This window comes from Dictyobacter vulcani (assembly GCF_008974265.1).
Classification (GTDB): domain Bacteria; phylum Chloroflexota; class Ktedonobacteria; order Ktedonobacterales; family Ktedonobacteraceae; genus Dictyobacter; species Dictyobacter vulcani.
The window spans coordinates 487,845-501,917 of record NZ_BKZW01000002.1; the positions used below are offsets into that span (position 1 = coordinate 487,845).

1 pseudogene is annotated in these 14,073 nt (G+C 54.9%); it reads left to right on the plus strand.

Going from position 1 to position 14,073, the window contains the following annotated elements:
* Position 1 precedes the first annotated feature (1 nt).
* Positions 2-14,057, plus strand: a pseudogene (locus KDW_RS36060) (SDR family NAD(P)-dependent oxidoreductase).
* Positions 14,058-14,073: the final 16 nt, after the last annotated feature.

Consider the following 14,073-nt stretch of genomic DNA (forward strand, 5'->3'; position numbering starts at 1 on the left):
CGTGAAAAATATAATAAAGCACATCACCTTATCGCGGAAAAACCCGATCATACATAACCATGTGGTATATGCACAAGAAGTGTTGCCTGGATTGTCTTATATTGATATGGTTTATCAGATTTTCAGAGAACATGGTTATGCTTATGCGAATCTTCAATTGCGTAATCTGTCAATATATAGTCCGTTGACCCTGGGGAAGGCGTCTGGCGTAAAACTCACCATCCAGTGCTTAGAGAGCAAAGAAGGACGCTGGCAGATTACCATAGAAGGTCACGAATTACATGATGGCATCCCGACCCCAGATGCGAAGCTGTATGTGAAGGCTGAGATGCATACAAGAGAAACCGTGGTCTTTGAAGAGTCTCTTGCGTTAGATCAACTCCAGCAAGGCGTAAAAGACATAGTTGATCTAAGCGAACTGTACGACCAGCGTCGGCGTCAGGAACTGGTCCATACCGGCCTGATGAAGGCTGAAGGGCAACTCTATGAGACCGAGACTGGTATCGTGATCGATCTCGCGCCGGGTTCGGCTGGTTTGTCGCAGGCGGAGCACTTTATGTTTCATCCGGCACTGATCGACGGGAGTGGTGTCGGGTCCGGCTGGTTAGTCACGGAGTTGCTCAATGCAGAGCAGAAGCTGTATCTCCCGCTATTCTACGAGTCCTTTTGTGCCTCAGCACTGCTGCAAACGCACTGCTTCACGCGTATTCAACGCGCCTCGGTGCGCCTGGAAAAAGAGCTGATCTATCTGACGCTGGAATTTTTTGACGACGCTGGGCCACAAAGTCGCCGAATTGAAGAACTTCGCCAGTAAACTCGTGCGGGGAGCCGAGCTCATTGATCCCACGCGTGCCGCGACGCCGACCATTGCACCTGAGGCGTTGCCAACCGTAGCGCCAGCCATGGACCGCGCGAGCGCGTACGACGAGGTTGAAGATTTTCTGCGGCAGGCGTTAGCGCACCGACTCAACGTGCCGAAAGAGCAGATTGAAACGGATATTGGCTATTATCAAATGGGGCTGGATTCCCGTCGGCTGCTGGAGGTGGTGCAGGCCATTGAGACCCGGATTGGTGTCAGCCTATCGCCCATTCTGTTGTTTGAATACACCACCATTGCGGAACTCGCCACCTTTCTGGCTGAGCACTATGCTGCAGCCTTTTCCCCGACCGCTCTCAGTGGACAGCCACAGGACCAGGCTCCGTCTCGCGCATCCTCAGTGGCGGGAGCGCCAGCCATCCTTGCTGAGACCAGGCACGAGCCGTCCGCGGGTGGTTCCCGGGCCGGTGAGGGAGACGATATCGCCATCATCGGTATGGCTGGTCGTTATCCCCAGGCCGCGACCATTCAGGCATTCTGGCGCAACCTGACCGAAGGCAAAGACTGTATCAGCGAAATTCCCGCCTCCCGCTGGGATTGGCGGCAATTCGAGGGGATCACCTCACCTTCGGGCAAGAACCTGTCGCGTTGGGGCGGCTTTATCGACGATCCCGATTGCTTTGATCCCCAGTTCTTTCGCATCTCGCCGCGAGAAGCGGAAAGCATGGATCCCCAGGAGCGTTTATTCCTGCAAACGTGCTGGGAAACGATCGAAGATGCAGGCTACACCCCCAACTCCCTGGTTGCTCCGGAGGGTCGCCATCAGCGGCATGCGGTGGGCGTCTTTGTCGGGGTGATGCACAAGGATTACACCCTGCTGGGAGCTGACGCTGCCGCACAGGGTCACCTCATACCATTATCATTGAATTATGCGCAGATAGCCAACCGGGTCTCCTATCACTGTAACTTCCATGGACCCAGCATGGCGATCGATACCGTGTGTTCCTCCTCATTAACCGCCGTGCATCTGGCCCTCGAAAGCATTCGTCGTGGTGAGTGTGGTGTTGCGTTAGCCGGAGGCGTCAACCTGTCCCTGCATCCTCACAAATATGTAACCTATGGAATCTGGGACATGCACTCCAGCGACGGCTACTGTCACACCTTTGGGCAGGGAGGCGATGGCTATGTCTCGGCTGAAGGCATCGGCGCCGTGTTGCTCAAGCCGCTGCAGCAGGCGGAACTGGATGGGGACCGGATCTATGCCGTCATCAAAGGCAGCGCGATCAACCATGTTGGCATGGTGAGTGGGATCTCCGTGCCCAGTCCCGTCGCGCAGGCGGATGCTATTGAGCAGTGTCTGACGAAGACCGGGATCCATCCCCGGACCATTAGCTATGTTGAAGCCCACGGGACCGGCACCTCATTGGGGGATCCCATCGAGATCCAGGGGCTCGTCAAAGCGTTTCAGCACAGCACGCAGGAGCAGCAGTTCTGCGCCATCGGGTCCGTCAAATCGAACATCGGGCATGCTGAATCCGCCGCCGGTATCAGTGGTTTGACCAAGGTTGCGCTGCAACTCTACCATCGCACGCTCGTGCCTTCCCTGCACGCCGAGCAACTCAATCCCCATCTGAACCTATCCCAATCGCCATTTTACGTCCAAGGCGTCACCGAAGCCTGGCCGCAACCGGTCCTGCTCGAAGATGGCGTCGAGGTGCGGTATCCACGCCGGGCGGGCTTGAGTTCGCTTGGCGCGACCGGCTCAAACGCCCACCTCATCCTGGAAGAATACAGTTCCCGGGCACGGCCGGCCATGACCGCAGTGCCCATGCCCGTGATTGTGCCGTTGTCTGCCCGCACGACGGAGCGGCTGCAGGTCGCCGTCAAGAACCTGGCAGCCGTGTTGCAGGAGGAGCTGTCAATGGTGGACCTGGCCTATACCTTGCAGGTGGGGCGGGAAGCGATGGAAGAGCGGGTCGTGTTTGTCGTCAACAGCATTGAGGAGTTACAAGCCCGGCTGGCCGCGTTTGAGGCGGAGCAAGAAGACGGGGAAGGATACTGGCGTGGACACGTCAAGAGTAGCAAAAAGGGGAGTGAAGCCAGTCGGGGGAGTAGGGAAGCGCAGGCGGCGGTGCGTGCATGGAGAGAGAAGGGAGACTGCACCCAGCTGGCGCAAGCCTGGGCGCACGGGACGGTGATCGACTGGAATGACCTCTACGGGGACATCCGGCCTCAACGCCTGAGTCTACCCACGTATCCATTCGCGCGCGAACGTTACTGGGTACCAGAGTCGGCCGCTGGCCCCCATATTCAGCGAGCAAAGTCGGTTGTTACCGAGGTTATTCATCCGTTGTTGCATCAGAATGTTTCCGACATCACAGGACTGCGCTTTAGCTCAACCTTTACCGGTCAGGAGTTTTTTCTGACGGACCATATCATCGCGGGCCAGCACGTTTTACCCGGGGTCGCTTCCCTTGAAATGGTGCGCGCTGCGATAGAAAACGCAGTCGTGAAACGGTTGCAGGTAAGCGTTCGACTCAAGAATACTGTCTGGGTCCGTCCTTTCGTCGTCGCAGATCAGAAAGCACAACTGTACATCAGACTTTCCCCCGAAGACAACGGAGAGATCGCGTACGAAATGTATAGCGAGACGGAAGGCAGAGCAGAAGAAGCTATCATCTATGTGCAAGGGAGTGCAGAACTCTGTGCATTGGCAGATGCTGCGACGTTGAATATTCAAGCCTTACAAACATCTTGCCACCAGCATGTTTTTTCACCAGCGCAATGTTATGACGTCTATGAAAAGCTGGGGATAACGTATGGCGTAGCCCATCGAGGCATCGAAAAAGTATACGCAGGAAACGATCAGGTATTGGCTAGATTGTCACTACCGGTTACCATCTCCCATACTCAGGACCACTATGTACTGCATCCGAGCATGCTGGATTCGGCATTACAGGCGTCTATCGGTCTGGAACTGGGTGTGAAAGATTCGATCCTGGCTGAAAGCCAACCCATGTTGCCATTTGCATTACAGGACATAGAAATTTTGGGTCCATGCACGCCCTCGATGTGGGTGTATATACGATATAGCGAAGGTAGCACCCCAGAGGATCAGTTACGGAAATTGGACTTCGACCTATGTGATGAGCAGGGCCACATCTGCGTAAAAATGAGAGGTTTCTCATCCAGAGCTATGGACAGTGGACGAGATCTCACCGGTAGCTCGGCAGTAATCGGCACCCTGTTACTGGAACCGATCTGGAACGAAAAGATTGCTACAAGGATTAGTAAGCAGAACGACGATAGAGCCAGTGAAGTTATCATCTGTGCCCTGGATGAAATAGCAATAGATAAACTAGCAACGACGATGAAATGTCTGACATTACAGTCCACAGGAGCTACGATAGACGAGCGTTTTAGTGGCTATGCAGTGCAGGCATTTGAAGAAATTCAACGTATCTTCCAGACCAGGTCCAGGGGGAATATACTGGTACAGATAGTGGTTCCCTCACAGAAGGAACCGCAGCTTTTAAGCGGGCTCAGTGCCTTGCTGAAGACTGCGCAATTAGAGAACCCGAATCTGATTGGCCAGTTGATTGAAGTGCAACCAGATAGTACAGTTACTGAAATCAGAGACAGGTTGCAAGAGAACAGGCTGTACCCAGAGGATAAGCATATACGCTACTGGGATAACAAACGATATGTTGCTGAGTGGAAAGAATTTGACCTCGTGCCGGCTCAAGCGAGCATGCCATGGAAAGACAACGGCATCTATCTTATTAGCGGCGGTGCAGGCGGCCTCGGGTTGCTATTTGCCAGAGAAATCGCGCATAAAGTCAGGAACGCCATCGTAATCCTCACAGGCCGATCTCCACTGGACACCATCAAGCAAGACCAGCTTCAAAAATTAGCAATGTCAGGTGCGAGGGTGTCTTATCGGCAAACTGATATGACGCAAAAAGAGGCTGTATACGACCTGATCAAAGATATACAGCAGGAGTATGGTGTTCTTAACGGTATTATCCATAGTGCAGGCATCATTAAAGATAATTTTATTCTTAAAAAGAACCGTGCAGAAGTACAGGCAGTGCTGGCCCCCAAAGTAGTGGGATTGGTCAATCTGGATGAAGCCAGCAAGGATATATTGCTCGACTTCTTCCTGCTCTTTTCATCCGGAGCTGGAACGGTAGGTAGCGCAGGGCAGGCGGACTACGCGATGGCCAATGCTTTTATGAATGCCTACAGTGAACAGCGCAATAGCCAGGTACAGTTGAACCAGCGGCATGGTCGAACACTTTCTATCAGCTGGCCTTTGTGGAAAGATGGTGGCATGCATGTCGATGCCGAGACTGAAAAGATGCTGACACGCGATACCGGCATGATACCCATGACATTAGCAAGCGGTATGCGTGCCCTGTATCAAGGATGGTCTTCAGGCAAGACACAAGTGATGGTAGTAGAAGGCATTGTCACACAGATTCGTGCCTTTCTTAGACAGATGACGACTCATCCATCCACACAAAGTGATGGTTGGCGAGCCGCGCAACTGCCGAGTGGTGAAGTGTTACAGAAGCCAGCTGAGAATGAGCTCCAGGAACGAGCCGAAAACTACTTTAAAAACCTGCTTTCCTCCACCATCAAGTTGCCAGCAGAGCGTATAGAAGCTGATGCCCCGATGGAGAACTACGGGATTGATTCGATTATGATTATGCATCTGAATAACCAGTTGGAAAAAGTATTTGGATCATTATCGAAGACCCTGTTTTTTGAGTATCAGGATATCAGGGCCTTAACTGCATATTTCCTTGAAGCGCACTCTGCCAAACTGACAGAAGTGCTCGGCATTCAGGAAGAAGTGGCAGCCACGACCAGAGGAGAAGCAAGCGCAACAACTGCTCATGAAATTGAACCCCTAGAGCTGGTAGCGAATAGCCGCAAACACTTTCGTCCTGGGGCCCTGCCTGCTCAAGTGCTGGAAGTTCCTAAAGAGAGACTGGATGCAGGCATTGCGATTATCGGGGTAGCGGGGCGATATCCCCAGGCAGAGAATATCCTGGAATTCTGGAAAAACTTGCGGGACGGCAAAGACAGCATCATAGAAATTCCAGCAGAGCGCTGGGATCATAGTTTGTATTTCGACGAAGAGAAGAGCAAGCCGGGTAAAACCTATAGCAAATGGGGTGGTTTTATTGCGGATGTAGACAAATTCGATCCGCACTTCTTTCATATTTCGCCACGAGAAGCGAAATTGATGGACCCCCAGGAACGTTTATTTTTGCAATGTGTGTATGAAACGCTAGAGGATGCAGGATATACAAGAGACAATATCACCCTGCAAAAAGGTTTTGACCTGGGAGGTAACGTTGGCGTCTATGTTGGAGTGATGTATGAAGAATATCAGTTGTATGGTGCACAGGAGCAGGCCCTGGGCAGAGCGCTGGCACTGGCTGGAAATCCATCCTCGATCGCCAATCGGGTATCCTACTTCTTTAATTTCCATGGCCCCAGTATGGCTCTGGATACGATGTGTTCCTCTTCCCTGACCGCGATTCACCTGGCATGCCAGAGCCTGCGGAACGGAGAATGTGAGGTGGCGATTGCCGGTGGCGTCAATGTCTCAATCCACCCCAATAAGTACCTGATGCTAGGACAGGGTAATTTTGTATCGAGCAAGGGGCGCTGTGAAAGCTTTGGCCAGGGAGGCGATGGATATGTGCCTGGTGAAGGTGTTGGTGCTCTCTTGTTGAAGCCCCTGTCGAAAGCGATCGAGGCTGGCGACCAGATTTATGGCATCATTAAAGGGACAGCCATCAATCATGGGGGGAAAACAAATGGATACTCCGTGCCTAATCCCAATGCTCAAGCCGACGTAGTCAAGCGAGCGCTAAAAGCAGCGAAGGTGCATCCTAGAGAAGTCAGCTATATAGAAGCCCATGGAACCGGAACCTCGCTGGGCGATCCTATTGAAATAACGGGTTTATCAAAAGCCTTTGCTGAGGATACGCATGATAAGCAATACTGCGCGATTGGATCGGCTAAATCCAATATTGGTCATTGCGAGAGCGCCGCAGGTATCGCTGGAATAACAAAAGTATTGTTGCAACTCAAATATGGCCAATTAGCGCCTTCCCTGCACTCCAGCGTCTTGAATCCGCATATTGATTTTGTGAACACCCCCTTTAAGGTGCAGCAAGAGCGTGGAGAATGGAAACGGCCTCTCGTCGAAATTGACGGGGAAATGAGAGAAAGGCCCCGAATCGCGGGTATTTCTTCCTTTGGGGCTGGTGGAGGAAATGCTCATATTGTGATCGAGGAATACCGATCGAATGCAGAGATTGAGAACGATGTTCGTCAGTTTAGTCCCACGCGTAACGAGCCCGTCCTCATCGTATTATCAGCCAGGAATGCCGAGCAGCTCCAGAAACGAGCGGAACAATTACTGGTAGCGCTCCATGAAGGCAAGTACGTTGAGAAGGATCTGAGTCGCATTGCTTACACGCTCCAGGTCGGGCGCGAAGCCATGGAAGAGCGCCTGGCTTTACTGGTTGAAAGTCTCGCAGGACTTGAAGAGAAGCTGAAAGCATTTATTGCAGGCAAAGAGAGCATCGAAAATCTCTACCGAGGGCAGATCAAGCAGTACAAGGACATACTTGCCGCTTTCCTTGCGGATGAAGATATGGGGCAGACTATCGATGTCTGGATCCGCAAGCGGAAGTATACCAGATTGGCGGATCTGTGGGTCAAAGGCCTGCATATCGACTGGACCCGGCTCTACGGTGAGGCGCGCCCCCGGCGTCTCAGTCTGCCGGCCTACCCGTTTGCCCGCGACGCTATTGGATAGAAACAGGGAGCAACATTGCTACGATCAGCCGAGAAGCTGCCATTGCCATACAATCTCCAGTGATGGAGACAGTGGTCGCTGTGAATGCAGGGGAGAACCAACCAGTAGTATCTCTACCACTGGTTGTGGCGAACGTAAAGGCATTCCCCTCTGTCGTAGATGAACTATCGGTGGTTGCAGAGGTAAAGGAAAAACCCACCAGGATTGCTTTGCGTCCTCTGGACGATGAACAGATCTTTTCGAACGTCTACCTGGAAGAGGCTCAAATGGTACAGATCGCAGCCACCTCAACTGTGCCGCCGGTGCCAGCGTCCGTTTCCCGGGAGGTCCTGCAAGAGGATTTGCGAGCCAGCCTGGCAGAAGTCCTGTATATGGACCAGCACGATGTAGCGGTCGATGAAGCGTTTGTCGATATCGGCATGGACTCGATCACTGGCCTTGAATGGATCAAAACCATTAATAAGCACTATGGTACCTCGATCGCGGTGACGAAAGTCTACGATTATCCAACGATCCAGCACTTTGCCGATTATCTGTCCAGGGAATTGGGCAAACAACGTGCTGAGCATCCGGTGGTGAGTATCAAGATCAAGCCCGCAGGAACAACGAGTTCGCTGGCACCGATGCCAGTCGTGTTGGAAAAGCCAACCAGGATTGCTTTGCGTTCTTTAGATGATGAGTCGGTCCCATCGAGGAAGCACGGAGAAGAAATTCAAGTCTCGTTGACTGCTCATGGAGAAGAGGCTCAAACGGTACAGATCGCAGCCACCTCAACTGTGCCGCCAGTGCCAGCGTCCGTTTCCCGGGAGGTCCTGCAAGAGGATTTGCGAGCCAGCCTGGCAGAAGTCCTGTATATGGACCAGCACGATGTAGCGGTCGATGAAGCGTTTGTCGATATCGGCATGGACTCGATCACCGGCCTTGAATGGATCAAAACCATTAATAAGCACTATGGTACCTCGATCGCGGTGACGAAAGTCTACGATTATCCAACGATCCAGGACTTTGCCGATTATCTGTCCAGAGAATTGGGTAAACAACGTGCTGAGCATCCGGTGGTGAGTGTCGCGATCAAGCCCGCAGGAGCGGTAAAATCTTCCAGGGCAGTGCAACAACTAGCTGTAGAACAACCGATGAAGGCAGAGTCCAGCGCGGCCGCAGACCCCATTTTGCCGGCAGTACAACAATCATCGTCAGCAGAACAAGCAGGGCAGGTAAAACAACCAGTAAGAAAAGAAGAAATTGCTTCTAGCACAGCGATTCCCCAGGGCAGAGATGGCATAGCGATTGTGGGCATGTCCGGGAGGTATCCTGGTGCACCTGACTTAAACCAGTATTGGGATAATCTTGCTCATGCCAGGACCTCTGTGCGTGAAATTCCCAAATCTCGTTGGGATGTAAACCGCTACTATGATCCGAGACTGCACCAGAAAGGGAAAATATATTGTAAGTCAATGGGGGTATTAGAAGATATTGAGCGCTTCGATCCCTTGTTTTTTAATATATCCCCGTCGGAAGCTGAAGTTATGGATCCTCAGCATCGTATCTTCTTACAAGAAGGATACAAGGCATTCGAGGATGCAGGCTATAACTATCGTTCACTCAGTAATAAAAAATGTGGCGTCTACCTGGGTATTATGAATAATGAATATGCCGTTATGCTGCATCAAAATCAGGTGAACACAAGCGCAACTGGTAATAGTTTTTCCATCGCGGCAGCTCGTATCCCCTACTATCTCAACTTAAAAGGGCCTGCCATTGCTATTGATACAGCATGTTCTTCATCTTTAGTCGGAACGCACTTAGCATGCCAGGCCTTGTTAAACCAGGAAATTGATATGGCATTGGTTGGGGGCATAACTTTATACCTGACACCAGATTCATATATGAGCATGTGTACTGCAGGAATGTTATCGCCAGATGGTCAATGTAAAACGTTTGATAACAGCGCCAATGGTTTTGTGCCCGGCGAAGGAGCTGGAGCAGTCATTTTAAAGAGGTTGAAAGATGCAGAGGCCGATGGCGACCACATTTACGGCGTCATTATTGGCTCAGGTATTAACCAGGATGGCAGGACGAATGGGATTACCGCGCCCAGCGTCAATAGTCAAATGGAGTTGGAACGAGAGGTATACGAAAAATACAATATCCAGCCACAAAGTATTGGTTATGTTGAAATGCATGGCACTGGCACCAAGCAAGGAGACCCTGTTGAACTAGAAGCGTTAGCAACCGTATTTAAGAAAAAAACCAGTAAAAAGAATTATTGTGCGATAGGCTCGGTGAAGAGTAACATCGGTCATACATCGGCTGCCGCGGGCATTGCAGGCCTGCAAAAAGTATTATTGTGCATGCAACATGAAAAGCTGGTTCCCACACTGCATTTCAAAACGCCCAACGAACATTTTAATTTTGCTGATTCTCCATTTTATGTGAACACCGAATTCAAGCAATGGGATGCAATCCCGGGAATGCCTCGCCGGGCGTGCCTCAGTTCTTTTGGATATAGTGGGACAAATGCCCATATGGTGCTTGAAGAATATCTGCCTGGCAAGTGTATATCAGGAGAAGCATCAGTTCGAAAAGATGTCGCCCAACCAGTACTATTTGTGCTATCCGCCAGGAAAAAGGAGCAGCTAAAAGCCTATGTCCAGGAAATGAAAAGCTTCATTGAAGCACATCGGGACCTCAATTTGATGGATATGGCCTACACGCTTCAGATCGGCCGCGAAGCGATGGATTACCGTATGGCTTTTGTTGCGGATTCGCGTGAAAAGCTGCTACAGGGATTAGATGATTATGTGAAAGGTAGTTCGGCGGCCGGCATTTTTTCCGCACAGGTTAAAGAGAGCAAAGGCGAGGTCAGAGTCTTTGAAACCGATGATGATGCAAAATCATTGCTCCAGACATGGATTGAAAAAAAGAAAAGCAAAAATATCGCAGAGTTATGGGTGAAAGGCCTGCCTATCGATTGGACCCGGCTCTACGGTGAGGATCGTCCTCGCCGCATCAGCCTGCCAACCTATCCGTTCGCCCGCGACACGTACTGGCTTCCCGATGCTCCCCCGCCTGCGCCGGACCGTCCACCGCGTCCGGCGGCCCACGACGAGGACACGGCGTCCCGGGTCACCCGGCTGCTGACGAAACAGTGGGAGCTCTGTCCCGCTGTCCCACGGGAGGGAACGGCGCAGACCCGTACCGTGGCCCTGCTGACCACGACAGAGACGGCGTCGCTGGCGGCGGCGGTCGCGGCGTTGATGCCGCACGCCGAGCTGGTGGATGTGACGTGCCTGGATCACCCGGACCGCTCCGCGCGAGCTGGTGACTGGACGCGCCTGGATGGTGTGATTGATCTGGTGGGCTGTGGCTACGAGCCGGAGCGCGGCAGCGGCTGGCTGGTGTGGCTGCAACAGCTGATTACGCAGGGGGAGAAAGGACGCCTGCTGCTGCTGGGCGTGACCCGAGGGTTGGAGTCGTTCGGTTCGACAACCAGCAACCTGACCGGGGCCACCCGGGCGGGGCTCTACCGCATGCTGTCCCATGAATATCATCAGCTGCGGGCCCGGCATATGGATGGGGACGCCAGCCGGCCCGAGGCGGAGCTGGCGGCGCAGATCGTCGCGGAGTTCTGTGCCGAGAGCGACGCCCTTGAGGTGTGTTATCGCGCGGGCCAGCGCTATCGGGCCCACCTGGTCCCGAGCCCTGATCTGATCGCGGATCGGCCGAGTGCGCCGGTGGCCTTTCCCGCCGAGCACGTGCTCCTGATTACCGGGGGCACCCGTGGGCTGGGCGCGCTCTGTGCGCAGCATATGGTGCGCCACTATGGCGTGAAGCGGCTGGTGCTCACGGGCCGCGAGCCCTGGCCGGAGCGGGCGCAGTGGAAGCAGGTGGGTCAGCAAGACTCCGCGCTGGCCGCGAAGATCCGCCTGGTGCAGCGCCTGGAAGCAGAGGGCGTGCAGGTCCAGGTGCTGGCGCTGCGCCTGTCGGACGCGACGGCGGTCCAGCAGAGTCTGGACGCCATTCACAGCACCTTGGGACCGATTGGGGCGTGCTCCACTGTGCCGGGCTGATCGATACTGACACCCTGGCCTTTGTGCGCAAAGACCCGGCGCAGCTGCAGGCGGTGCTGGAGCCCAAGGTCGCGGGGCTCACCACGCTCTATCAGCACCTGCGCCGGGAGCCGCTGCGTTTCTGGGTCCTTTTCTCCTCGGTCTCCGGGACGATCCCGGTGCTTGCCAGCGGACAAGCGGACTACGCGATGGCCAATGCGTATCTGGACTACTTTGCCGCCGCCCATCAGCAGGACGGACCGCTGGTGAGCCTCCAGTGGCCGAACTGGAAAGAGGCGGGCATGGGAGAAGTGACCAATCGAGCCTATCGCGAGACGGGACTGCAGAGTCTCACGAACGCGGAAGGCCTGCGGTTGCTGGACCAGCTGCTGGGTGAGCGTCAGCACGCGGTGGTGTTGCCGGCGGTAGTGGATCTGGCGCAGTGGCAGCCTGAGACCTGGCTGCGCGCGCCCAGCGCTCCTGCCCGCGCGCCTCGTCGGGTCGCGCCTGGGGGGGAGACCCCGGTGGCGGCTCCCCGTGCCGAGGACCTGGTGGCGGCGACGCACACCTGGTTACGCACCCTGTTTTCCGCAGAACTGAGGATTGAGCCGGCCCACCTGGAGCTGGATGAACCGGTGCAGGAATATGGGGTGGACTCGATTATCCTGGCGCAGATCGTCCAGCGTATCAACCAGCAGCTGATGGTCACGCTTGATCCGTCGATTCTGTATGAATATCCAAGCATCGCTGGCTTCGCGAGCTGGCTGCTGGCAACGCATGCCGACGCGCTGGCGGCGTTGCTGGCGCCTGCTGCGTCGCCGAGCCCGGTGGCGACCCCTGGCGTCAGCACGGGCAACGACGCCGTCGACCCTCCGGTGGCCGTCGAGCGTCCCGTGCCGCCACCCCCCCCATCCGTCGTGGGGCAGGTCGCGAGGCCTGTGGACCGGCCCGCCATGCCCGTGACAGAAGATATCGCGGTAGTCGGTCTCTCCTGCCGCTTTCCCGGTGCCGAGACGCTGGAGCGCTATTGGGAGTTGCTCGCGAGCGGCCGCAGCGCCATTGGGAGCGTGCCGCCGGAGCGTTGGGGCGTGTCCACCCCCTACTATGCGGGCCTGCTGGAGACCCTGACCACGTTTGATCCCGCCTTTTTCCTGCTCGCGGACGAGGACGTGCAGGCGATGGATCCCCAGGCCTTGCTGGTGTTAGAAGAGTGCCTCAAGTTGTGGTATCACGCCGGCTACCGGCACGAGGAGATCAAAGGCCAGGCGATCGGGATCTATCTGGGCGGCCGGAGCCAGCATCAGCCGGGTGATGCGCGCCTGCGCGAGGCCAGGAATCCCATCGTCGCTGTGGGACAAAACTACTTAGCGGCGAATCTGTCACGCTTTTTCGATGTACGCGGTCCCAGTGTGGTCGTGGATACCGCCTGTTCCTCGGCCCTGGTGGGCTTGAACATGGCGATCCAGGCCTTGCGCAGTGGCGAGATCGAAGCGGCGGTGGTCGGAGGCGTGAGTGTCTTGCCAACCGAGGCGACCCATCGCCTCTTCCAGCAGCGCGGTCTGCTCTGCAAGACGGCTGCCTTCCACCTTTTTGACGAGCGGGCCGATGGGATCGTGCTGGGGGAAGGGGTCGGCATGGTGCTGGTGAAGACGGTGCGGCAGGCCCAGCAGGATGGCGATCGCATCTATGCGGTGATTAAGGCGACGGCCGTCAATAATGATGGACGGACAGCAGGTCCGGCCACGCCGAACCTGCAGGCCCAAAAAGAGGTCATGCAGACCGCGCTGGCGCGCAGTGGCAAACGGGCGGAGGAGATCAGCTATGTGGAAGCCAACGGCTCAGGATCGATGGTGACCGATCTGATCGAGCTCAAGGCGATCCAGGCGGTATATGGGGGATGTGGGATGCGGCCATTGGGGCTGGGATCCATCAAGCCCAATATCGGCCATCCGCTGTGTGCCGAAGGGATTGCGAGCTTGATCAAAGTGGTGCTGATGTTGCAGCAGCGCCAGCAGGTGCCGTTTTTGTCGGGGGGCAGGAGATGCGGCATTTCGATCGGGAGGCAGCGCAGATGACGTTCAGTCGCACGCTGACGAACTGGACGGCGGCGCCGGCGGTGGCGGCGATCAATAGCTTTGCGGACGGGGGAACGAATGTGCACGTGATCCTCGAAGGGTGGGAAGAGGGAAGGGGTCGGACCGTGCGCCGGCACCCGTTACCGCCGCCGACCTTACAGAAACGAGCTCTGGGATGCGGGCAGACCATCCCGGTCACACCGAAACCAGAGACGCAGGAGATTCAACCTATGAATACTGGCAAAAAGATGTTCTGGAAAACATTTGCATAAGCGAGGAGTCATTAGG